This is a genomic window from Geodermatophilus amargosae (assembly GCF_900116515.1).
GTDB classification, from domain to species: domain Bacteria; phylum Actinomycetota; class Actinomycetes; order Mycobacteriales; family Geodermatophilaceae; genus Geodermatophilus; species Geodermatophilus amargosae.
In genome coordinates this window covers 468465-490428 of sequence record NZ_FPBA01000002.1, presented here as the reverse complement: position 1 = coordinate 490428, position 21964 = coordinate 468465, and the positions used below count along the sequence as shown (strand labels likewise).

At 76.3% G+C, this 21964-nt stretch carries 26 protein-coding genes; 19 read left to right on the top strand and 7 right to left on the bottom strand.

The window, feature by feature from the left end; translation table 11 throughout:
- Positions 1–2: 2 nt before the first annotated feature.
- The 5 genes from BM414_RS05075 (at position 3) to BM414_RS05055 (ending at position 3409) form a co-directional block, all read left to right on the top strand.
- A complete protein-coding gene (locus BM414_RS05075; RefSeq protein ID WP_093578305.1) occupies positions 3–692 on the top strand; it encodes an LmeA family phospholipid-binding protein in 690 nt (229 codons plus the stop codon).
- 127 nt (positions 693–819) lie between these two features.
- A complete protein-coding gene (locus BM414_RS05070; RefSeq protein ID WP_093578304.1) occupies positions 820–1149 on the top strand; it encodes a thioredoxin family protein in 330 nt (109 codons plus the stop codon).
- A 306-nt stretch (positions 1150–1455) separates the two neighbouring features.
- The gene (locus BM414_RS05065) at positions 1456–2283 is read left to right on the top strand and encodes a sulfurtransferase (RefSeq protein ID WP_093578303.1); all 828 of its coding nucleotides are present in this window, start codon (positions 1456–1458) and stop codon (positions 2281–2283) included.
- 6 nt (positions 2284–2289) lie between these two features.
- Positions 2290–2583, top strand: a complete 294-nt coding sequence (locus BM414_RS05060; RefSeq protein ID WP_093578302.1) for a DUF1416 domain-containing protein — start codon at positions 2290–2292, stop codon at positions 2581–2583.
- Positions 2584–2656: 73 nt separating this feature from the next.
- Entirely contained in the window at positions 2657–3409 is a 753-nt protein-coding gene (locus BM414_RS05055) for an SDR family NAD(P)-dependent oxidoreductase (RefSeq protein WP_093578301.1), read from the top strand.
- Positions 3410–3419: 10 nt separating this feature from the next.
- Here BM414_RS05055 and BM414_RS05050 read toward each other — a convergent pair whose 3' ends face one another.
- Positions 3420–4157: a DUF4184 family protein gene (locus tag BM414_RS05050; protein WP_175551415.1), complete on the bottom strand. Its 738-nt coding sequence runs from the start codon at positions 4155–4157 to the stop codon at positions 3420–3422.
- A gap of 66 nt (positions 4158–4223) precedes the next feature.
- Here BM414_RS05050 and BM414_RS29095 point away from each other — a divergent pair, with 66 nt between their 5' ends.
- The 3 genes from BM414_RS29095 to BM414_RS05040 are packed head-to-tail and all read left to right on the top strand — an operon-like array spanning position 4224 to position 6674.
- Positions 4224–4376, top strand: a complete 153-nt coding sequence (locus tag BM414_RS29095) for a hypothetical protein (RefSeq protein WP_163479251.1) — start codon at positions 4224–4226, stop codon at positions 4374–4376.
- A 37-nt stretch (positions 4377–4413) separates the two neighbouring features.
- Positions 4414–4962, top strand: a complete 549-nt coding sequence (locus BM414_RS05045) for a heme-binding beta-barrel domain-containing protein (RefSeq protein WP_093578299.1) — start codon at positions 4414–4416, stop codon at positions 4960–4962.
- A complete protein-coding gene (locus BM414_RS05040; protein ID WP_093578298.1) occupies positions 4959–6674 on the top strand; it encodes a DUF885 domain-containing protein in 1716 nt (571 codons plus the stop codon). The genes BM414_RS05045 and BM414_RS05040 overlap by 4 nt, the downstream gene beginning before the upstream one ends.
- On the opposite strand, the gene BM414_RS05035 is transcribed toward BM414_RS05040, so the two are convergent.
- Complete coding sequence (locus tag BM414_RS05035) at positions 6671–7354, bottom strand: TetR/AcrR family transcriptional regulator (RefSeq protein WP_093578297.1); 684 nt, start codon at positions 7352–7354, stop codon at positions 6671–6673. The genes BM414_RS05040 and BM414_RS05035 overlap by 4 nt on opposite strands.
- A 129-nt stretch (positions 7355–7483) precedes the next feature.
- On the opposite strand from BM414_RS05035, the gene BM414_RS05030 reads away from it, so the two are divergent.
- On the top strand, positions 7484–8416 hold the full coding sequence (locus BM414_RS05030; protein WP_093578296.1) for an NAD-dependent epimerase/dehydratase family protein: 933 nt from the start codon (positions 7484–7486) through the stop codon (positions 8414–8416).
- On the opposite strand, the gene BM414_RS05025 is transcribed toward BM414_RS05030, so the two are convergent.
- Together BM414_RS05025 and nhaA are read right to left on the bottom strand one after the other, a co-directional pair.
- On the bottom strand, positions 8413–9111 hold the full coding sequence (locus BM414_RS05025; RefSeq protein ID WP_093578295.1) for a hypothetical protein: 699 nt from the start codon (positions 9109–9111) through the stop codon (positions 8413–8415). The genes BM414_RS05030 and BM414_RS05025 overlap by 4 nt on opposite strands.
- Before the next feature lie 357 nt (positions 9112–9468).
- A complete protein-coding gene (gene nhaA / locus BM414_RS05020) occupies positions 9469–10854 on the bottom strand; it encodes a Na+/H+ antiporter NhaA (RefSeq protein WP_093578294.1) in 1386 nt (461 codons plus the stop codon).
- 129 nt (positions 10855–10983) lie between these two features.
- Here nhaA and murD point away from each other — a divergent pair, with 129 nt between their 5' ends.
- From murD to BM414_RS04975, 9 genes are all read left to right on the top strand, one after another.
- Complete coding sequence (murD, locus tag BM414_RS05015) at positions 10984–12351, top strand: UDP-N-acetylmuramoyl-L-alanine--D-glutamate ligase (RefSeq protein WP_175551414.1); 1368 nt, start codon at positions 10984–10986, stop codon at positions 12349–12351.
- On the top strand, positions 12341–13678 hold the full coding sequence (locus BM414_RS05010) for a MurL-like N-terminal domain-containing (RefSeq protein WP_093578293.1): 1338 nt from the start codon (positions 12341–12343) through the stop codon (positions 13676–13678). Before murD ends, BM414_RS05010 begins: the two co-directional genes overlap by 11 nt.
- A 73-nt stretch (positions 13679–13751) precedes the next feature.
- Positions 13752–14207 carry a Fur family transcriptional regulator gene (locus tag BM414_RS05005; protein WP_093578292.1) on the top strand — a complete coding sequence of 152 codons (456 nt, stop codon included), beginning with the start codon at positions 13752–13754 and terminating at the stop codon, positions 14205–14207.
- A gap of 10 nt (positions 14208–14217) precedes the next feature.
- Positions 14218–15327: a CAF17-like 4Fe-4S cluster assembly/insertion protein YgfZ gene (gene ygfZ, locus BM414_RS05000; protein WP_093578291.1), complete on the top strand. Its 1110-nt coding sequence runs from the start codon at positions 14218–14220 to the stop codon at positions 15325–15327.
- The gene (locus BM414_RS04995; RefSeq protein WP_245784489.1) at positions 15324–15893 is read left to right on the top strand and encodes an RsiG family protein; all 570 of its coding nucleotides are present in this window, start codon (positions 15324–15326) and stop codon (positions 15891–15893) included. Before ygfZ ends, BM414_RS04995 begins: the two co-directional genes overlap by 4 nt.
- A 74-nt stretch (positions 15894–15967) precedes the next feature.
- A complete protein-coding gene (locus tag BM414_RS04990; protein ID WP_093578290.1) occupies positions 15968–16936 on the top strand; it encodes an asparaginase in 969 nt (322 codons plus the stop codon).
- A gap of 100 nt (positions 16937–17036) precedes the next feature.
- Complete coding sequence (locus BM414_RS04985; RefSeq protein WP_093578289.1) at positions 17037–17576, top strand: helix-turn-helix domain-containing protein; 540 nt, start codon at positions 17037–17039, stop codon at positions 17574–17576.
- Positions 17573–18307 (top strand): hypothetical protein, encoded by a 735-nt coding sequence (locus tag BM414_RS04980; RefSeq protein WP_093578288.1) that lies wholly within the window; start codon positions 17573–17575, stop codon positions 18305–18307. Before BM414_RS04985 ends, BM414_RS04980 begins: the two co-directional genes overlap by 4 nt.
- Before the next feature lie 169 nt (positions 18308–18476).
- Positions 18477–18761 carry a DUF2516 family protein gene (locus BM414_RS04975; RefSeq protein ID WP_093578287.1) on the top strand — a complete coding sequence of 95 codons (285 nt, stop codon included), beginning with the start codon at positions 18477–18479 and terminating at the stop codon, positions 18759–18761.
- 25 nt (positions 18762–18786) lie between these two features.
- Here the strand turns inward: BM414_RS04975 and BM414_RS04970 are convergent, their stop codons facing one another.
- Genes BM414_RS04970 through BM414_RS04960 form a run of 3 tightly spaced genes read right to left on the bottom strand, consistent with a single transcriptional unit; the run spans position 18787 to position 20759 of the window.
- On the bottom strand, positions 18787–18996 hold the full coding sequence (locus BM414_RS04970; RefSeq protein WP_093578286.1) for a PspC domain-containing protein: 210 nt from the start codon (positions 18994–18996) through the stop codon (positions 18787–18789).
- Between the two features lie 51 nt (positions 18997–19047).
- On the bottom strand, positions 19048–19905 hold the full coding sequence (locus tag BM414_RS04965; RefSeq protein WP_217644544.1) for a spermidine synthase: 858 nt from the start codon (positions 19903–19905) through the stop codon (positions 19048–19050).
- Complete coding sequence (locus tag BM414_RS04960) at positions 19902–20759, bottom strand: class I SAM-dependent methyltransferase (protein ID WP_093578285.1); 858 nt, start codon at positions 20757–20759, stop codon at positions 19902–19904. The genes BM414_RS04965 and BM414_RS04960 overlap by 4 nt, the downstream gene beginning before the upstream one ends.
- Before the next feature lie 59 nt (positions 20760–20818).
- On the opposite strand from BM414_RS04960, the gene BM414_RS04955 reads away from it, so the two are divergent.
- The gene (locus tag BM414_RS04955; protein WP_093578284.1) at positions 20819–21820 is read left to right on the top strand and encodes a UDP-N-acetylmuramate dehydrogenase; all 1002 of its coding nucleotides are present in this window, start codon (positions 20819–20821) and stop codon (positions 21818–21820) included.
- The last annotated feature ends 144 nt before the right edge of the window (positions 21821–21964 follow it).

Here is a 21964-nt window from a genome sequence, read left to right as displayed (position 1 = left end):
CGGTGCGCGCCCTCCTCGTCGTCCTCGCGCTGCTCGTGGTGCTCGCGCTCGTCGCCGACCCGGTGGCCGAGGGCGTCGCCGAGGACCGGGTGGCCGAGGCGCTGCGCGACTCGGGCGGGCTGGCCGGGACCCCGGACGTCGACTTCGTGGGGTGGCCGTTCCTCACCCAGGCGGTGTCGGGCACCTACGACGACGTCCGGGTCACCCTGACCGCCGCGGAACTCGGCCAGCCCGAGGGCACCCGCGCCGACATCCGCCTGCGCGGGGCCCACGTGCCGCTGTCCGACGCGCTGTCGGGGTCGGTGCGGGAGGTGCCGGTCGACCGGGTGGACGGCACCGCGACGCTGTCCTACGCGCTGCTCGCGCGGCAGCTCGGCGGCGACACCCGCCTGGCGCGCGAGGGCGACGGGCTCCGCGTCACCCGCACGGTCGAGGTGCTCGGCTACTCGGTGCCGCTCACCGCCGTCGGCACGGTGTCGCTCGACGGCCAGGACCTCGTGGTCGACGTCGAGGGGGCGGAGGCGGCGGGGGTCGACGTCCCGGACCTCGTCGTCGACCGGGCCGCCGACCTGCTGGACCTGCGCTACCCCGTGGAGCTGCCGTTCGGGCTGCGGCTGACGGGCCTGCGGCCGGCCGACGACGGCGTCGACGTCACCGCCGAGGCCACCGACACGGTGCTGCGCGCGTCCTGAGCCCGCCCGGGAATGCACACCGGTCCGGTCGGGTTCGTGCGGGGGAGGAGCGGTACCCGACCGGCGGAGCCCGCCGCGGCGACCGCGCACCCGCGACGGCCGGTCGCGACCGGCGGAGGAGGAGCGCGTGGGCGGACCCGTCGCGGTGCTCAAGGGCCTCGGCGTGCGGCCGGCCGACGCCGACCTGACCGTCGTCCAGTTCTCCACCGCGTTCTGCGGGCCGTGCCGGACCACGCGTGCCCGGCTGCAGCACCTGCAGGCCACCCGGCCGGGGCTGGCCCACGTCCACGTCGACGCCGAGAGCCACCTCGCCGCCGTCCGCGAGCTCGACGTGCGGCGCACGCCGACGCTGTTCTACGTCGACCGCGAGGGGCGGCTGCTCGGCCGCAGCAGCGGCGCCCCGCGGCCGGAGGAGCTCACCGCCCTCGTCGACGCCCACACGGGGGTCCGGTCGTGATCGGTTACCCTCGCCCCGTGGGCACCCTGCTGACCTCGCGCCGCACAGTCGACCTGTGCCGCGTCGGCAGCTGCCTGTGTCGCGCCTCCTGAGGGCGGCCCCGCTCCGCCCAGACGTGCCCTGACCGCCGTCCGGAGAGCCCATCGATGTCCCCGAGTCCTGCCCGCACGGCCGACGTGCGCGGCCCGCGGTCACCCGCGCGGGTCCCCGGCGCCGGCGGACAGGAGCCGCACCCGACCGTCCGGCGGGTCAGTCCCGCCCGCACCGCCTGATCGTCCGCACACCCACCACACGGAGGAGTCCCCCATGAGCCGCAACGACGTGCTCGTCACCGCCGACTGGGCCCAGGAACACCTCGGCCAGCCCGGCATCGTCTTCGTCGAGGTCGACGAGGACACCAGCGCCTACGACGGCGGCCACCTCGAGGGTGCCGTCAAGCTGGACTGGAAGCAGGACCTGCAGGACCCGCTGCGCCGCGACTTCGTCGACAAGAGCGCTTTCGAGGCCCTGCTGTCCTCGCGCGGCATCGCCAACGACGACACCGTCGTCCTGTACGGCGGCAACAACAACTGGTTCGCCGCCTACGCCTACTGGTACTTCAAGCTCTACGGCCACCAGGACGTCAAGCTCGTCGACGGCGGCCGCAAGAAGTGGGAGCTCGACGGCCGCCCGCTGTCCAAGGACGCCGTGGAGCGCCCGGCCACGCAGTACACGGCCCAGGACCCGGACCTCTCGATCCGCGCCTTCCGCGACGAGGTCGTGGCCTCGATCGGCTCGAAGAACATCATCGACGTCCGCTCGCCCGACGAGTTCTCCGGCAAGATCCTCGCCCCGGCGCACCTGCCGCAGGAGCAGGCGCAGAAGGGCGGCCACGTCCCCACGGCGAAGAACATCCCGTGGAGCAAGGCGGCCAACGAGGACGGCACGTTCAAGAGCGACGAGCAGCTCGAGGCGCTCTACGCGGAGCAGGGCTTCGACGACAGCAAGGCGACCATCGCCTACTGCCGGATCGGCGAGCGCTCGAGCCACACCTGGTTCGTGCTGCGCGAGCTGCTCGGCAAGGAGGACGTCAAGAACTACGACGGCAGCTGGGTCGAGTACGGCTCGCTCGTCGGCGTGCCGATCGAGAAGTGAGCTGACATGTGCGGAGCACCGAAGCAGGGCGGCACCCTGGCCGGCATCGACCTGAGCACCCAGACGGTGATCCAGGGCCAGGTCTGGCACGACGGCGCCCCCGTGGCCGGCGCGTACGTCCGGCTGCTCGACGCCACCGACGAGTTCACCGCCGAGGTGGTGACCAGCCCTGAGGGGGAGTTCCGCTTCTTCGCCGCCCCGGGGCAGTGGAAGCTGCGGTCGCTGGCCCCCGTCGGCCGCGGTGAGCGCGTCGTCGAGGCCGAGGTCGGTCTGACCGAGACCACCGTCGTCCTCGAGTAGCTGCAGGGCCCAGCGCCCCTCCCGGTTCCGGCCGGGAGGGGCGCTGTCGTGTCCCCGGGGCCAGGATGGGCCCGTGAGCAGGTCGTACGTGGTGACCGGCGGCGCCCGCGGGATCGGGCGCGCCGTCGCGGCGCGGCTGCTGGGCGACGGCGCGACCGTCGTCGTGCTCGACCGGGACCCGCCGGAGCGGCCCGCGGACGGGCTGGTGGCCGTGACCGGCGACGCGGCCGACGAGGCGGTCGCCGAGGAGGCCGCCGACCGCGCCGAGGCGGCCGGTCCCCTGGCCGGCTGGGTGAACAACGCGGCGGTGTTCCGGGACGCCACCCTCGGCCGGGACCCCGCGGACGCCGTCCTCGGCCTCGTCGTGGCCGACCTCGCGCCGGTGGTGACCGGGTGCTCGACCGCCCTTCGCCGGTTCGCCCGCGCGGGGACGGGCGGGGCCGTGGTCGACGTCTCCAGCCACCAGGCGCAGCGGCCGGTGCGCGGCGCGCTGCCCTACGCGACCGCGAAGGCCGCCGTCGAGGGCCTGACCCGGGCACTGGCGGTGGACGCCGGCCCGGCGGGGATCCGCGTCAACGCCGTCGCGCTGGGGTCGATCGACACCGCGCGCTACCGGGCGCTGCTGGCCGGCCAGGGCGCCGACCAGGCGGCTCGCACCGAGGCGCAGATGGCCGCCCAGCACCCGCTCGGCCGCGTGGGGACGCCGGAGGAGGTCGCCGACGTCGTCGCCTTCCTGCTCTCCGACGCGGCCGCCTTCCTCACCGGGGTGGTGCTGCCGGTCGACGGCGGCCGTGCCGTCCGGGGCACGGACCCCGAGGAGGCCTGAGCCGGGACGCTCAGCCGCGTCCGGTCTGCCCGCGCAGGGTCCAGGCCAGCGCCAGCAGGACGGCGACACCCAGCGCCACGCCGCCGCCGGTGAAGGTGGCCGCCACCGCGGCCGACCGGACGTCGGCTCCGTCCGCGGCCGCGACCGCACCGGCGGCACCGGCCGCGACCGCCAGGACGGTCCAGGGCAGCCACCACAGCGGACGCGACACCGCCGGCCCGGCCGGGGTGCGCCGCCACCAGCGGACCAGCCAGCCGGCCAGGACCAGCACGCCGGCCAGCCCGCTCAGGTCCTGCGCCCAGGAGTACCCGGGCACCCCCGCCCAGGTCGAGGCCAGCGCCGGGACGTGCTCGGCGCCCCAGCGCCCGGGGTGGGTGAACTCGTCCCACAGGACGTGGGTGGCCGCGCCGGCGGCCAGCGCGGCCAGCGTCCGGACGCCCTGGCCCGGGGTGCGCAGCCGCCGGCGCACCCCGGGCGCCGCCCGCGCCGGGAGCCGCGCCACCAGCGACGCCGGTGCCCAGGCGAGCACCGGGCGGGAGAGCAGCCCGTGCCACAGCGCCCACAGCAGCGCGCCCAGCAGCACGTCGGTGGTGACGACGGCGAGGGCGGTGTGGGTCGGCACGCCGGGGTCGACCGGCAGGTAGTAGGGCAGGTCGGGAGCCAGCGAGCCGGCCACCAGCGCCGAGGCCGGCAGGCCCGTGCGCAGCAGCGGCAGCACGGCCGCGGGGTGGCTTCCCGTGAACGGCACGGCCCCATCCTCCCCGGTACGGCGGGTCCGGCAGCGGTGCGCCGGGCGGCTGCCTACCGTGGCGTCGTGGTCGCCGCCTGGGTCCTCGTCGCGCTCGCGCTGCTGATGGCGCTCGCGTGCGGGGTCGCCGTGCACCGGCTGGCCCGCCGTCCCCGCGCCCGGCGCGAGCCCGCGCGCGTGCCGCCGTCCCCACCCGGACGCGCCGCCCGCGGGCGCTGACTACCGTGGCGGGCATGTCTGCCCGGGACGCCGGCCGGTGACCGGCCCGACCGACCTGCCCGTCGTCGACACCGTCGACGTCCGCGAAGGCCCCGAGGTGGCGCACGGCCTGCTGTCGGTGCTGCCGCTGCTGGGGGAGTGGCACGGCGAGGGCGTGCTCGCCGGGACGACTGCCGGAGACGCTGCCGGCGACCGCCGCTTCGGCCAGTGGGTGCGCTTCGCGCACGACGGCCGTGACTTCCTCGCCTACGAGTCGCGGACCTGGCTCGTCGGCGACGACGGCAGGGTCGAGGGCCCGGCGCTGCGCGAGTCCGGCTTCTGGCGCCCCCGCGGCGAGGACGACGTCGAGCTGCTGGTCGCCAGTCCCGACGGGCTGATCGAGCTCTACGTCGGGACGGCGCGCACGACCACGAGCTGGGAGCTGACCAGCGACGTCGTCGCCCGGACCCCCGATGCGCCGGAGACCACCCGTGCCGTGCGCCTGTACGGCATCGTCGAGGGAGCGCTCATGTACGCGATCGACCGCGCCGGGGCGGATACGCCGCTGCGGCCCACGATGTCGGCGCGGCTGGAGCGGCTGCGGTGACCGGGCCGGCCGGCACGCCCCGGCAGGTGGCCGACCGCTACGTCGACGCCGTCTGCGACCTCGACCCCATCGTGGCGACGTCGCTCGGCACCCGCCCCGGCGACGACCGGCTGCCCGACCCCAGCCCTGCCGGGCTCGAGGCCGAGGCCGAGCTGACCCGCCGCACGCTCGCCGAGCTCGACGCCGTCCTCGCCGCCGACCCGGCCCTGGACCCCGACGCGATGGACGGGGACGCGGTCGAGCGCCGCTGCGCCCGCCTGCTGCGCGAGCGGCTGGGCGCCGAGCAGGCCGCGCACGAGGCCGGCGAGGGCTTCCGCGCGCTGTCGAACCTGTTCAGCCCGGTGCACTCGATCCGCCAGGTCTTCCTGCTCATGCCCACGACGACCGAGGACGACTGGGGCGTCGTCGCCCGCCGGATGGCCCGGGTGCCCGGCGCCTACCGCGGCTACCTCGAGACGCTGCGCGAGGGCGCCCGGCGCGGGCTGCTCGTGGCGCCGCGCCAGGTGTCCACCGTCGTCGGTCAGCTCGACGAGTGGCTGAGCGGGCCGTTCTTCGCCCGCCTGGCCGGCACCGGGCCCGACGCGGTCCGCAGCGAGCTCGACGCCGCCGCGCGCGACGCCGACGCCGCGGTGGCCGAGGTCCGCGACTTCCTGCGCGACGAGTACCTGCCGAAGGCCGAGGGGACGCCGGACGCCGTCGGCCGGGACCGCTACGCGATCGCCGCGCGGCGATGGAACGGCTCGGACCTCGGAGCGGGGAACGGCCTGGAGGAGGCCTACGCCTGGGGCTGGTCGGAGTACCGGCGGATCCTCGGCGAGCAGCGCGCCGAGGCCGAGGCACTGCGGCCCGGGTCGACGCCGGTCGAGGCGATGCGCTGGCTCGACGAGCACGGCCCCGCGGTCGACGGCGTGGAGGCGATCCGGCAGCGGCTGCAGTCGATGATGGACGAGGCGATCACCGCGCTGGACGGCACGCACTTCGACCTCGCCGAGCCGGTGCGCCACGTCGAGGCCATGATCGCGCCGCCCGGCAGCGCGGCGGCGCCGTACTACACCCGCCCGGCGCAGGACTTCTCCCGTCCGGGGCGCACGTGGCTGCCGACGCTGGGCCGCGAGCGGTTCCCGCTGTGGGACCTGGTGTCGATCTGGTACCACGAGGGCGTCCCGGGCCACCACCTGCAGCTGGCGCAGTGGGCCTACGTCTCCCGCGACCTGTCGACGTACCAGACGTCGCTCGGGTCGGTGAGCGCCAACGTCGAGGGCTGGGCGCTCTACGCCGAGCGGCTGATGGACGAGCTGGGCTACTTGACCGAGCCGGGCGCCCGGATGGGCTACCTCGACGCCCAGCAGCTGCGGGCGATCCGGGTGGTCATCGACATCGGTATGCACCTGCAGCTGCCGGTCCCCGACGACGCCGAGGGCGTGCTCGCCGGCTCCCGCGGCCGGCCGTGGACCCCGGAGCTCGCGCGGGCCTTCGCCGGCGAGCACCTGGGCAGCGACCCGGCGTTCCTCGACAGCGAGCTGATCCGCTACCTCGGTCTGCCCGGCCAGGCGATCAGCTACAAGCTCGGCGAGCGGGCCTGGCTGGCCGGCCGCGCGGCGGCGCAGCGGGCGCGGGGCGCGGACTTCGACCTCAAGGCGTGGCACATGGCGGCGCTGTCGCAGGGGTCGCTCGGCCTCGACGACCTCGAGGCGGAGCTCGCGCAGCTCTAGGTCGCGTCGAGGCCGACCAGGGCGCCCAGCTCGGCGACGACGCGGGCGAAGTAGGCGTCGGCGTCCTCGACCGACCCGACGAGGTGGCCGAACAGCTCGAAGCTGATCGTGCCGAACAGCGAGCTCCAGGCCAGCAGGGCGCGCACGCGGACGGCGTCGTCGATGCCCGGGGCGTCCTGGCCGAGGACCTCGACGGCGGCGTCGCCGAGCAGGCCGGGCTCGCGGCCGCCGTCGCCGTGCAGCAGGCCGGCGCGGGCGGCCTCGCCCAGGATCCCGCCGAGCACGACGCCGACCCGCGACGCCGCCCGGACGGTGTCCCGCGGCGCGGCGTAGCCGGGCACCGGCGAGCCGTAGAGCAGCGCGTACTCGTGCGGGTGGGCGCGCGCCCAGGCGCGGACGGCGGTGCACACCGCCGACCACCGCTGCTCCAGGGGTGCGGCCGGATCGTCGGCGGCCTCCGCCACCTCCCCGAGGGCGTCGTAGCCGTCGATGATCAGCCGGGTCAGCAGGTCGTCGCGGCTGGGGAAGTAGCGGTACACCGCCGACGACGCCATCCCCACCTCGCGGGCCACCGCCCGCAGCGACAGCGCGGCCGCGCCGACCTCAGCGAGCTGGCGGCGCGCGGCCCCGGCGATCTCGGCGGTGAGTTCGGCGCGGACGCGCTCGCGGGCGGTGGGCACCTGCGGATCCTGCCGTGTCGAGAGCGCCGTCCGCAAGAGAGAGCAGTGATCTTGACAGAGGGCAGGAACGTGCGAGATCGTCGTTCCGGAACGAGAGCACCGCTCTCGTCAAACGGCGAGGAGACCGGCATGGCACTGCATGTGATCGTGGGCAAGGGCCCCGTGGGCACGACGACGGCGGAGGCGCTGGCCGCCCGGGGTCACCGGGTGCGGGTGCTGTCACGCAGCGGCGGCACCTCGGCGGGTGCGGTCGAGCACCTTCGGATGGACGCCACCGATGCCGCGGCACTGACCGCGGCCACCGAGGGGGCGACGGCGCTGTACAACGCGGTCAACCCCGCCTACCACCGGTGGACCACCGACTGGCCGCCGGTGGCCGCGGCGCTGCTCACCGCGGCCGAGCGCACCGGCGCCGTGCTCGTCACGATGGCCAACCTCTACGTCTACGGCCGCCCGGCCGGGCCGATGAGCCCCGACAGCCCGCTGGCGGCCACCGACACCAAGGGCCGGGTGCGGATCGGGATGTGGCGCGAGGCGTTGGCCGCGCACGAGGCCGGTCGCATCCGCATGACCGAGGCGCGCGCCGCGGACTTCGTCGGGCCGCAGGTGCCGGCCACCCAGTCGCACCTGGTGCGTCAGCTCCCGGCGCTGCGCCGCGGCCGCCGCGCCTGGGTGGTGGGCGACCCCGACGCGCCGCGCAGCTGGGCCTACCTGCCCGACGTCGCGGCCACGCTGGCGACCCTCGGCACCGACGAGCGAGCGCTGGGCCGGGCCTGGCACGTGCCGAGCACCCCGCCGCGCTCGCAGCGCCAGGCCCTCGGCGACCTCGCCCGGGCGATGGGCCGGGCACCGGTGCCGGTCAGCGGCATCCCGTGGCCGGTGCTCACGGCGGTCGGCTGGTTCTCCCCGATGATGCGGGAGGTGGTCGACGTCCGGCACCAGTTCGACCAGGAGTACGTCGTCGACGCGACCGGGACCACGGACACCTTCGGCCTGACCGCCACCCCGTGGGACGAGGTGGTCGCCGCGACCGCCGGCGGCCCGGTGCCGGCGCGGGCCTAGGCGTGCGGCGCGACGGGGTTGACCGGGTCGCAGTCGGGCGTGACGGGGTCGCCGGGGCCGGCCGGTGCCACCTCGAGCCGGGTGGCCAGCAGCGCGTCGACGGCGGTCACACCGGCGCCGACGTAGGTGCTGGTGAGCGCGGGATCGGTGACGACACACCAGGCGCGGTCGGCCGGCCACCACAGCGCGGCGCTCTGCTCGCGTGGCTCGGGGGCGAAGTTGGTGGCGGCCCGCTGCACGGGCCCGCGGGTCAGCAGCAGGTCGGCGCGGGGGAGACGCAGCCGGGGGAGGTCGGCGGCGCCGCCGTCGTCCCAGCCGAACCAGCACTCGCCCGGCGTCGTCGTCTGCTCCACGAGGACGGCGGCCAGTTCCCGGGCGACGTGCGCGACCAGGTGGCCCTCGGCGGGGGCGTCGTTCCACAGCCCGGGCTGGTCGGCCTCGCCGAGGTAGTCCCAGGAGCCGGTGATGCCGGGCCACTGCATGAGCCGGTGCGCGGTGGTGCCGTTGGCCGCGGCGACCTCGTCCCAGCGGACGTGCACGTCGTCGTCGCCGTCGTAGCGGACGGCGGGGTGGAAGACGCGGGCGTAGGCGGCGAAGCGCGCCGGGACGAGCGCGGCGACGGTGTCACGGGGAGCGGCGCGGACGGCCTCGACGACCCAGCGGCCGTCCGGCGCGGTGCGCCCAGCGGTCTGCACGGCCGCCGTTCCTCCCCCGCGGTGGTCTGGGTCGATCTCGGGGTGGTGATCCGTACCCGGGGACGGACAACCCCCGGGCTGCTCCGCGGCGCCACCTGGGGCGGCAGCTCACGGGCCGACTGGACAAGTGTCGGCAGCCCGGGGGTCGGATGACTGTCCGGTTCTCGCTCGCCGCCGTACGACGGACGGGCGATGACGTGCCACCGTTCGGATTCCACTCCGAACGATCGGCCCATCTGGACGGCGGCTAGCGGACAGCCACCTCACGAGTCCGATGAGAATTCAATTGTTCGGACCACCTCCCCTCTCGCGTGCCTCGACGGTACGTCGCAGTTCCGCGGTCGGCAACGGCGTTGTTCAGCCGTCAGCCGAATCGCCCGGTCGCCGCCCGGGCGGCGGCGCGACCTTCCGGCCGGGGTCGTGGCCGGCCCGGTCGCGCACCGTGTCGCTTTGGTAGACGTCGGGGATGCCGTCGGCGTCGGCGTCGACGGACTCGAGCTCCTCGATCCGCCGGTACCGCCGGTTGCGCAGCCGCAGCACGACCGTCGCGAGCAGCGCCGAGAGGAGGGTGCCGACCAGCACGCCGACCTTGACGTGGTCGTCGCGCTCGGAGCCCAGTCCGAAGGCGAGCTCGCCGATGAGCAGTGACACGGTGAACCCGATCCCGCCGAGCAGGGCCACCCCGACCAGGTCGGGCCAGCCCAGGTCGTCGGCGAACTCGGCCCGGGTGAACCGGGTGACCAGCCAGCTCGCGCCGACGATGCCGAGCACCTTGCCCAGCACGAGGCCAACGACGATGCCCAGCGCCACCCGGTCGCCGAGGGACTCGACCAGGCCGGACAGCCCGCCGACGGTCACCCCCGCCGCGAAGAAGGCGAACACCGGGACGGCGATCCCCGCGGAGAGGGGCCGGAACCGGTGCTCGAGGTGCTCGGCCAGCCCCGGCCCGGCGTCCGGCCCGCCGGCGGCGTCGCTGCGCACCACCGGCACGGTGAACGCCAGGAGCACCCCGGCGACGGTCGCGTGCACGCCGGACTCGTGCACGAACACCCAGGTGAGCAGCGCGAGCGGCAGCAGCAGCCACCAGGAGCGGATGCGCTTCTGCACCAGGAAGCCGAAGACCGCCAGCGGCAGCAGGGCCAGCGCCAGCCAGCCCGCCGCGAGGGCCGACGTGTAGAAGACGGCGATGATCGTGATGGCCAGCAGGTCGTCGACGACGGCGAGGGTGAGCAGGAAGGTCCGCAGCGCGCTGGGCAGGTGCGTGCTGATGACCGCGAGGACGGCGAGGGCGAAGGCGATGTCGGTGGCCGTGGGGATGGCCCAGCCGCGCAGGCCGCCGTCACCGCCCAGGTTGAGCAGTACGTACAGGACCGCGGGCACCACCATGCCGCCGACGGCCGCCGCCACCGGCAGTGCCGCCCGGCGGGGGTCGCGCAGGTCGCCGGCCACGAACTCCCGCTTGAGCTCCAGGCCCGCGACGAAGAAGAAGATCGCCAGCAGCCCGTCCGCGGCCCAGGTGCCCAGGCTGAGGTCCAGGTGGAGCGAGGCGGGGCCGACACGGGTGTCGCGCAGGGCCTCGTAGGCCGCCGACCACGGCGAGTTGGCCCAGACGAGGGCGATCACCGTGCCGATGAGGAGCAGGACACCGCCGACGGTCTCCTTGCGCAGGACGCCGGCGATGCGGCTGGCCTCGGTCCACGAGCCGCGGGCGAAGACCCGGGTGGAGCCGTGTGGTGCGTTCATGGGGGAGCTCCGGGGTGGTGGGTCGGGTCGGACACCGCCGACCAGACTTCCCGGCACACCGTGGGGCAGCCTATCGGCACGGCCTCGTCGTCGCCGTGCGTGGGCCGGGCCGTCCGTAGAGTGGTCGGCGTGGACCCCCGCCCGGCACCGCCCCCGCGGGAGCGTTCCCTCCGGCCGGCCGAGCTGGCCGGCCGCCGCGTCGGGGTCTGGGGGCACGGCCGCGAGGGCCGGGCCGCGGTCTCGGCGGCGCTCGCGGCCGGTGCCGCCTCGGTCCTGGTGGCCGACAGCCGCCCCGTCGACCCGGCGACGCTGCCGGGCGGTGTCGCCGCCACCCCCGACGTCGCAGACCTGGCCGGCTGCGACGTCGTGTTCCGGTCGCCCGGGATCAGCCCCTACCGCGAGGACGCGCGGGCGCTGGCCGACCGCACGCTCGTGACCACCGGCACCGGCGTCGCGCTGGCCGAGGCCGCCGCGCGGGGGGTCCCGGTCCTCTGCGTCACCGGCACCAAGGGCAAGAGCACCACCAGCGCGCTGGCGGCCGCCGTCCTCACCGCCGCCGGCCGCCCGGCCGTGCACGCCGGCAACATCGGCACCCCGCTGCTCGACGTCCTGCCCGAGGTGGGCAGCCGGACGCTCGTCGTCGAGATCTCGAGCTACCAGGCCGCTGCCGTCCCGGACTTCGCCGGCCGCGGCGCGCTCACCTCACTGGCCCCCGAGCACCTGGACTGGCACGGCTCGGCGGAGACCTACTACCGCGACAAGCTGCGCGTGTTCTCCTCCTGCCCGGAGCGGTCGGTCGTCGTCAGCGCCCAGGCCCGGCCGCTGGCCGAGGAGCACCTCGACGCCGCGCAGCTGGTCGACCCCGCCGACGTGCTGCCCGCCGGCCTCGCCGCGCGCGTGCAGCCGGTGCACCTGCCCGGCGCGCACAACCGCAGCAACGTGGAGGTCGCGCTGGCCGCGTGCGCGCTCCTCGGCCTCGACCTCGCCGCCCGCGCCGACGACGTCACTGCCGCCGTCGCGGCCTTCCGCGCGCTGCCGCACCGTCTCTCGCCGGTGGCCACGCTGGGCGGCGTGACCTTCGTCGACGACACGCTGAGCACCACGCCGGTCTCGGTGCTGGCCGCCCTCGACGCGCTGGCCGGCCGCCCGGTCACGCTGATCGCCGGCGGCCAGGACCGGGGCCTGGACTACACGGGCCTGGCCGCGACGTTGGTGGCCCGTCGGGAGGAGGTCGCCCTGGTGACCGTCCCCGACACCGGAGCCCGGCTGGCCGACGACGTCCGCCGGGAGGCAGCCGGTGCCGCCGTGCGCCTGACCGAGACGGCGTCGCTGGCCGAGGCGGTCGCGGCGGCGATCGCCGGCACCGCCCCCGGCGGCGTCGTGCTGCTCTCGCCCGGCGCCCCCAGCTACAACCGCTTCCGCGACTTCGAGGAGTTGGCAGCCACCTATGAGCAGATCCTCGTCGACGCCGGCGCCGAGTGCGTCCGTGCGCTCTGAGCCGGGCGTCCGTGACACCGGCGCGTTCGTCGTCGCCGGCCGGTCCCTGGACCCCGCGACCGGCGAGGCCGCCTTCACCTACCGGCTCGGCGACGACGAGTTCACCGAGCGGCTCACCCTCGACCCGACGTTCCTGAACGGCCCGGCGCCCGCGCAGCTGGACGCCGCGCTGGACCTGGTGCACCTGGTCATGGGCACCAGCTACTACAAGCTCGCCGCGCCCGGCCGGGTCACCGTCGAGCGGCCGCTCACCGCCGCGCAGCTCGCCGTCGCGCAGGCCGCCTACACGCACGGGCTCGGCGAGTTCGCCGCGGTGAACCGGCTCCCGGTGCCACACCGCGTCGAGTTCGACGTCGAGGTGCGCGAGCCCGGACCGGCCCCGGCCGGCGGCGGGCGCGGCGCGCTGCTGCCGGTGGGCGGCGGCAAGGACTCCGCCCTGGCGCTCGTCGTCATCCCCGACGGGACGGCGCTGGCGGTCAACCCGACCGGCGCCCAGCGCGACGTCGCCCGCGCGGCCGGTGTCCCGCTGGTCGAGGTCCGGCGCAGGCTCGACCCGCTGCTGGCCGAGCGGACGGCGCAGGGCGGTCTCAACGGGCACGTGCCGGTGACCGCGATCAACTCCTCGATCGCCACGCTGGTCGCCGTCCTCGGCGGCTACGACCCGGTGGTGTTCGCCAACGAGCGGTCGGCCGACGAGGAGACGCTCACCGTCGACGGCGCGAGCGTGAACCACCAGTACTCGAAGTCCTACGAGTTCGAGCGCCTGTTCGCCGCGGCCGCCACCGAGGTCGGCGCCGGGTACTTCAGCCTGACCCGGCAGCTGTCGGAGCTGGCCACCGTGGCCGCCGTCGCCGCGCTGCCGCTGCGCGCGGACATCCTCAGCTGCAACCGCTCCTACACCCAGCGGCACCTGGGCGGGCAGGCCGAGCAGCGCTGGTGCCTGCACTGCGACAAGTGCCTGTTCACCTTCCTCTGCTTCGCGGTCTTCCTGACCCCGGCCGAGGCGGAGGGGATGTTCGGCGGCAACCCGCTCGCCGACCCCTCGCTGGCCGACGGGTTCCGGAAGCTGTGGGCGACGGAGAAGCCGTTCGACTGCGTGGGCGAGCGCGCGGAGAGCGCCGCGGCGATGGCCCACCTGGCGGCCAGCCGGTCGTGGGGCGACGCGCCGGTCGTGCGGGAGCTGGGCGCCGAGGCCGCGGCCGCCGCCGAGGTGACCGGTGCGACCGTCGCGCGGTTCCTCCCGCCGCGCGGCGGGCACGCCATCCCCGACCGCCACCTGGAGTCGCTCGAGCGGGTGCTGGCCGGCGCCCGCAGCGCGGTCTCCTGACGGCCTCGCCGCAGGGACCCGCGCCGGGCGTGCGGGGTGTGGCGGGCACGGAGGTCCTCCTAGGCTCGGCGGTGTGACGACCGAGCCCGGTCCGGCCCCGCTGGCCGAGCGGCTGCGGGCCCAGGGCCTGCGGCTGACGCCGCAGCGCCAGCAGGTCCTGGCCGCCGTCGCCGAGCTCGACCACGCCACGCCCGAGGCCATCGGCGCGCGACTGCGCGAACAGGCCGGGCCCGGCGGCGCGGCTCCGGACACCTCGACCGTCTACCGCACGCTGGAGCTGCTCGAGCGCCTCGGCCTGGTCTGGCACACGCACCTGGGCAAGGGCGCGCCGGTCTACCACGCCTCCGAGCACCCGCACCTGCACGTCGTCTGCGCCTCCTGCGGGGAGATCTCCTCGGCCGACCCGGCGCTGCTGGAGGAGGCGGCGGAACGTCTGGCCGCCGACCTGGGTTTCACCCTGGACGTGGGGCACGTCGCGCTGTCGGGCACGTGCCGCCGCTGTCGAGAGTCCGGGACACCCCAGGAGTGACGGAGCAGTCATGACCACCACCTCCCCGCTGGCCACGCGACCGGGGGCCGTCCTCGCCGAGGGCACGACCGTCGCCGCCCACCACGGCGACCCCCTGCGCGAGCAGCGGCTGCTCGCCGAGGGCGCCGGTCTCGTCGACCGCAGCGACCGCGACGTGCTCGCGATCCCCGGCGCCGACCGGCTGACCTGGCTGCACAACCTGACCAGCCAGCACCTCGAGCGGCTCGCCGACGGCACCGGCGCCGAGGCGCTGGTGCTGTCCCCGAACGGCCACGTCGAGCACCACCTGGTCCTCGCCGAGCTCGGCGGCACCACCTGGGCCGACGTCGAGCCGGGCACGGGCGCGGCGCTGCAGACCTTCCTCGACCGGATGCGCTTCCTGCTCCGCGTCGAGCCCGCGCTCGTCACCGCCGACCGGGCGCTGCTGTCCCTCGTCGGCCCGCGCGCGCCGGAGGTGCTCGCCGCCGCCGGACTGCCCGTGCCGGAGGCCCCGTACGCCGTCACCGCCCTGCCCGACGGCGGCTGGGTGCGCCGGATGCCGCCCCTCGGGGACGGCGGCGCGACGGCGTTCGACCTGCTCGTGCCCCGCGCCGACGTCGCCGCCCGCGCCGACGCGCTCACCGCCGTGGGCGCCGCCCCCGCCGGGCTGGACGCCTACGAGGCGCTGCGCGTCGAGGCCCGCCGGCCGCGGCTCGGCGTCGACACAGACCACCGCACCATCCCCAACGAGCTGCAGTGGTTGAGCAGCGCCGTCCACCTCGAGAAGGGCTGCTACCGCGGACAGGAGACCGTCGCGCGCGTGCACAACCTCGGCCGCCCGCCGCGGCGGCAGGTCCTGCTCCACCTCGACGGCGTCAGCGAGGACCTCTCCGCCCCCGGCACCCCGGTGCTGAACGGCGCCCGCGAGGTGGGCCGCACCGGCACGGTCGTGCGCCACCACGAGCTCGGCGTCGTCGCGCTCGCGCTGGTCAAGCAGTCGGTGGCCCCCGACGCCGACCTGACCGTGGGCGGCTCGCGCGCGTCGATCGACCCCGACGACGCCGCGGCGGCCGTCGACGACACCCGGGCGGCGGCCCGCGACCGGGTCCGCGCGGTCCGGTCTGCCACCATCGGGCGGTGACCTCCGTGAGCCCCTCCCCGACGCCCGCCGGCGGTGCGGCCGTCGACGCGCTGCTCGACCCCGGCCTCCTCGAGGGCGTGGAGTCCCGCGCCATGGGGGAGGTGCGCGGGCTGCGCCGGCGCGCCGAGCAGGAGGAGGTCAACCTCTCCTACACGCGGCGGCTGCTGCAGGGCCGGCTGGACATCGTCCGCCGCGAGCTGCAGCGCCGCGCGGAGCACGACGGGCGCTCGCTGGTGGACCTGCTGCCGGAGATCCTCGCCGAGAAGGGCCGCGGTCCCGCGCACGGCCTGGGCCGGCACCAGACGGTGCAGCCGGCCGCGCCCGAGGTCTACGAGTCCTGGGTGCACGGCCTGACCCCCGACGTCGACCTGTCCGACGTGGCGGGCCTCCCCGACGCCGACCTCGAGCGGGCCGCCCGCGCGCTCGCCGCCGCCGAGGGGTCGCTGTCGGAGCGGCGCCGCGGCGTGCAGCAGGTGATGGACGCCCTCGCCGGGGAGCTGGCCCGCCGCTACCGCAGCGGCGAGGCCGACGTCGCCGCCCTGCTGGCCGACGAGGGCCGGCACTGAGCAAGGACCTCCCTGCCGCCCACCGCTCGCAGGCCCGCGGTGGGCCCCTGCAGGGAGGCCGAGAGGGAGCTCGGATGTCGTCATGGCCCGACGCACCGGTCCTCGTGGAGGTCTGGCGCTCGGGGTTCCTGGAGTCCGTGCACCGCGGCGCGGTCGTCGTCCTGGGTCCCGACGGCGCGGTGCGCTGGTCGGCCGGCGACGTCGCCCGCCCGGTCCTGCCGCGCTCGTCGAACAAGCCGGTGCAGGCCACCGCCTACCTCGCCGCCGGCTGGCAGCCTCGCTCGGGCGAGGAGCTCGCCATCGCCGGCGGCTCGCACGCCGGTGAGGACGGCCACCGCGACGTCGCCGCGGGGATCCTCGACGCTGCCGGCCTGGGTCCCGACGCGCTGGGCTGCCCGCCCGCGCTGCCCGGCCACGAGCCGACCCGCGCCGCCTGGCAGGTCGCCGGCAGGGAGCCCGAGCGGCTGGCCTTCAACTGCTCGGGCAAGCACGCCGCGATGCTGGCCTCCTGCGTGGCCGCGGGCTGGCCGACCGAGGGCTACCTCGACCGCGAGCACCCCCTGCAGCAGGCGATCGAGGCGCGGCTCGGCGAGGCGGCGGGGGAGCAGGTGGCCGCGGTCGTCGTCGACGGGTGCGGTGCGCCGCAGCACGGCCTGTCGCTCACCGGGCTCGCGCGCGGACTGCGCTCGCTGGTCGACGCGGAGCCGGGGAGCCCCGAGCGAGCCGTCGCCGACGCGATGCGCGCCCACCCCTGGTACGTCGCCGGCACCGGCCGGGACGACACCGAGCTCATGACCGCCGTCCCCGGCCTGCTCGTGAAGGGCGGTGCCGACGGCGTGCACGTCGCCGCGCTGCCCGGCCGCGGCGCGATCGCCTACAAGCTCGACGACGGCGGCGACCGTGGCCGGGCGCCGCTGCTCGCCGCCGCGCTGCGCCGCCTCGGGGTCGACGCCAACCTGCTGGCCCCGTGGACCGTCACGCCCGTGACCGGCGGCGACGGCGTCGTCGGCGAGGTCCGGCCCGCAGCGGTCCTCGCCGGCTGACCTGCGGGCGGACGGCGACACGCCGGGTGTGAGAGGACTCACGGGCCGGTGCTAGCAGGACCGCTTGCAGTTGCTAGCACCCCTGGTTACCGTCGAGTACGTGCAGACCCCCGGCGAGTTCGTGAGCGGTCAGGTGAGGTCGGTCCGCGAGAAGGTGGACCTCCTCGCCGGCAGCGTCGCGGAGACCGTCGCGGCCGAGGCCCAGCAGGTCTCGGCGGTGCGCTCGCAGGTGGGTGAGTACATCCGGGAGCAGCGCAGCGCGGCCCGGGTGTCCCTGCGCGAGCTCGCCCGCACCGCGGGCGTGAGCAACCCCTACCTGTCCCAGGTGGAACGGGGGCTGCGCAAGCCGTCGGCGGAGATCCTCGCCGCCATCGCCCGGGGTCTGAAGATCTCCGCCGAGTCGCTCTACGAGCAGGCGGGCATCCTCGACCGGCGGGCCGGCAACCCCGACACGGTCGCGGCCATCCGGTCCGACGACCAGCTCTCCGAGCGGCACAAGGCCGTGCTGATCGAGCTGTACGAGACCTACGTCCGTGAGTACGCGGTCTCGGGCACCCCGCCGAGCCCCGCGCGCACCGCCGGCACCGCACCGGGCGTCCCGCCCGCACCCGACCCGAATCCCTCCAAGGAGTCCGCATGACCACCGCCACCACCCTGCTCGAGCAGGTTGCCGAGCGCAGCCGCCGCCCGCTCCTCGTCGCCGTCGGCGCCGGTGACCTCGCCGTCGAGCAGGCCCGCACCGTCCTGGCCACGCTGCGCACCCGCGCCGAGGCCCTTCCCGGCGAGGCCCAGGTCCAGGTCGACCTGGCCACCAAGGAGGCCCGCACCCGCGCCGAGCAGGCCGTCGCCCAGGCCCGCGAGAACAGCCGTCAGCTGGCCGTCGCCGTCCGTCCCGACACGGTCGTGAGCACCGTCGCCGGTCTGGTCGAGCAGGCCCGCACCCAGGCCAACGCCGCCGTCGAGCAGCTGGCCGAGCGCGGCGCCGACGTCCTGCAGGAGCTGCGCCGCCAGCCCGGCGTCCGCCGCTTCGTGGTCCGCACCGAGCAGGCCGTCGACAAGGTCGAGGACGTCGTCGAGGACGCCATCCAGGAGACCGCCGAGGTCGTGAACGAGGCCTCGAACGAGGTCACCTCGCTGGTCCAGAAGGCCGCCGGCAAGACCACCAAGGCCGCCGCCAAGGCGGAGAAGGTCGTCGACCAGGCCGCCGAGCAGGCCAAGGCCGTGATCGAGGAGACCGCCGAGGCCGCCGACGAGGCGACCGCGAAGGCCGCCCGCAAGCCGGCGAAGCGCACCACCGCGGCCCGCACCAAGGCCGCCACCGGCACCTCGGCCCGCGTGACCCGCACCCGCACGACCAAGAGCACCGACTGACGAAGGACCCCCTCCTCCCCACCCCTCGCGAGCTCGGGGCGGTGCCCTGGAGGGGGCCACTGACCAGGGCCCCGGAGCTGCACCTGCGCTCCGGGGCCCTGTCATGTCCGGGGGTGGGGGTCCTCGTCGGAGCGGCCCGACGTCGCCCCCGGCGAGTACCCTCCCGGGCATGGGGTTCGACTTCGCGCTCGTCGAGGGCCTGCGGCTGGTGATGCTCGCGGTCGCCGCCTGGGCGTTCGTCGACGCCGTGATCCGCCCGGCCGCCGGCTTCGTCGCCGTCGGCAAGCTCACCAAGCCGGCCTGGGCGGCGATCACCGCGCTGTCGGCCGTGATCCTCTACCTACAGGGGCCGATGAGCTTCCTCGGCCTGCCCGCGGTCATCGCCACCGTGGTCTACCTCGTCGACGTGCGCCCTGCCGTCCGCGGGGTCCAACGCGGCAACAGCAGCTGGTGAGCCGGCCCGCCGCGGGTGCGGCGGGTCAGTAGCGGTCGTCCCGGGGCATCAGCACCCACAGGACCAGGTACGCGATGAACTGCGGGCCGGGCAGGACGCAGGAGACGACGAAGGCCAGCCGCAGGCCCCCGGTGGAGATGCCGTAGCGGCGGGCGATCCCGGCGCACACGCCGGCGATCATCTTGTTGCGCGAGTCGCGGGTCAGCCGGCTGGGAACGGGTGCGGGGTACGTCATGCGCCGACAGTAGGCGCGGCCGGCCGCCGCGGACATCGGGGAAGACCCTGGTCAGCGGCTGAAGACACCCGGAGGCGGCTCCGGTGAGGGCGCGGCGTCGGCGTCGTGCACCGGCTGGGCGTGCCCGGCGAACCGGCCGAGGTCGTCGCCGGCCACCACCCGCGCGGGCATCGGGTCGCCCGCGCAACGTCGGGTCAACGCGGACACCGGCAGCTCCGCGTCCGAGGCCACCGCCACGAGGTTGCCGAACCGCCGCCCGCGCAGCGTGCCCGGCTCGGCGAGCAGGCCGACGTGCCGGAAGACCGCGCACAGGGTGGCCACCTGGCCCCGGGCGAAGCGCAGCGGCGGGCCGTCGGCGACGTTGGCCGTCAGCACCCCGCCCGGCCGCAGCACCCGGTGCGCCTCGGCGGCGTACTCGACCGTCGTCAGGTGCGCGGGGGTGCGCGCGCCGGCGAAGACGTCGCTGACGACGACGTCGGCGCTCGCCGTCGGGAGGGCGGCCAGCCCGGCGCGGGCGTCACCGGCCCGCACCCGCACGCGCGCGCCCCGGGGGAGCGGCAGGTGCGTGCGGACGAGGTCGGTCAGCCGCTGGTCAAGCTCCACGGCCCGCTGCCGCGAGCCCGGGCGCGTCACCGCGACGTAGCGGGCCAGCGTGAGCGCACCGCCGCCCAGGTGGACGACGTCGAGCGGCTCGCCCTCCGGCGCGGCCAGGTCCAGCACGTGGCCCATCCGGCGGACGTACTCGAACTCCAGGTGGGCGGGCTCGTCGAGGTCGACGTGGGACTGCGGGGTGCCGTCGACCATCAGCACCCAGGACCCGTCGCGGTCGGCGTCACCCAGCAGTTCGGCCGTCCCGCCGTCGACCTCGGTGGGACCCGGCGGGAGCACCTCCGGCCGTGCGCGCCTCACCGCGGCGCCACCGCCGACCAGCGCACGGTCAGCTCGCCGTGCCGCCAGCGACGGCTGCTCCCCACCAGCGGCCACCCGTCGTCGGCGAGCGCCTGCACCGCCGCGACCCAGCGCTGCCGCGGCCCGAACGTCGACAGGCCCGCCGCCGAGGCCCACGCGGTGTCGAGGGCGCGCAGCAGGTCGTGCACCGGCTGCCCGGGCACGTTGTGGTGGATGAGCGCCTTGGGCAGCCGCTCGGCGAGGTCGGACGGGCGGTCGAGGTCGGAGACCCGCGCCGCCAGCGTGAGGGTCAGCGGACCGTCGGCGTCGAGCGCCACCCACGTCGAGCGCCGTCCCCACTCGTCGCAGGTGCCCTCGACCAGCAGCCCGCCGGGGCCCAGCGCGGCGCACATGGTCCCCCACGCCCGCGCGGCCGACGCCTCGTCGTACTGGCGCAGCACGTTGAAGGCCCGCACCAGCACCGGGTGCAGCCCGGCCAGCTCGAACCCTCCGACGCGGAAGTCCACGCGGGGCGGGTCGCGGTCCCCGGCGACGGCGGCGACCCGCGCCGGGTCGATCTCCAGGCCGATCACCTCGAGCCCCCGCACCTCGGGGCCCAGTCGCTCGGCGAGCTCCAGGGTGGTCACCGCCGAGGAGCCGTAGCCGAGGTCGACCACCAGCGGGCGTGCGGCGTCGCGCAGCCGCGGCACCTGGGTGGCGACCAGCCAGCGGTCGACGCGGCGCAGCCGGTTGGCGTTCGTGGTGCCCCGCGTGGGCAGGCCCAGTGCCCGCGCCCGGCCCGCCGCCAGCCGGGGGTGGGCCTTCTTCGGGGCCAGCTCAGCCCGGCGCTTGTGCCCGCTGCCCGCCTCGCTCACCGGTGCCGAGGGTAGTCGGCGTCCCCGGTGTCCCCGCCTCGCGCGGCTACCGTGGGCTGGTGCTCGTCCGATCCGACGCCCGTCTCGCCGACCTCACCACGTTGGGGGTCGGCGGCCCCGTCGAGCGCCTGGTCGAGGTCACCGACGCCGCCGAGCTGGTCGCCGCCGTCCGGGAGGCCGACGAGGCCGGCCGGCCGCTGCTGGTGCTCGGTGGCGGCTCCAACCTGGTCGCGCCCGACGACGGGTGGGTCGGCGACGTCGTCGCGGTGCGCAGCCGCGGCGTCGAGCGGCGCGGCGAGGTCCTCGAGGTGCAGGCCGGTGAGGACTGGGACGACCTGGTCGCGCTCACCGTCGAGGCGGAGATGGCCGGCATGGAGGCGCTGTCGGGCATCCCCGGCTCGACCGGCGCCACCCCGGTGCAGAACGTCGGCGCCTACGGCCAGGAGGTCGCGCAGACGGTCACCGCGGTCCGCGTCTACGACCGCGCCGAGAAGCGCGAGCGGACGCTGACCACCGCCGAGTGCGCCTTCGGCTACCGCGACAGCCGGCTCAAGCGCGAGCCCGGCCGGTTCGTCGTCCTCACCGTCACCTTCGCGCTGGACGCCGGGCCGCTGTCCCGGCCGGTCGGGTACGCGGAGCTCGCCAAGCGGGTCGGCGTGGAGCTGGGCGGGCGGGCGCCGCTGGCCGACGTCCGCGCGGCCGTCCTCGACCTGCGCCGGGGCAAGGGCATGGTCGTCGACCCGGCCGACCCCGACACCCGTAGCGCCGGGTCCTTCTTCACCAACCCCGTCGTCCCGGCTGCGCGGACCGTCCCCGGCTGCCCGAGCTGGCCGGCCGGCGACGGCATGGTCAAGCTCAGCGCCGCCTGGCTCGTGCAGTCGGCCGGCTTCGGCCGCGGCACCCGCGCGGGCCGGGTCGGGACGTCGTCGCGGCACAGCCTGGCGCTGACCACCGAGCCCGGGGCCACCGCGGCCGAGCTCATGGCCTTCGCCGACCGCGTGATCGAGGCCGTCCGCGAGCGCTTCGGCGTCACCCTGGTCCCCGAGCCCACGCGGTTGTGACCGCGCGGTGGGGCGAGGGGCCGGTCCGGCCCGTCGTCCTCGTCGACGACGGCGGGGGCTGCTCCGGGCGGTCAACGGGGCGACTGCACGCTGGGCGCCGCACCTGGAGCCGCTGGCGCGCCCCTCCGTGCTCACCGCCTTCGA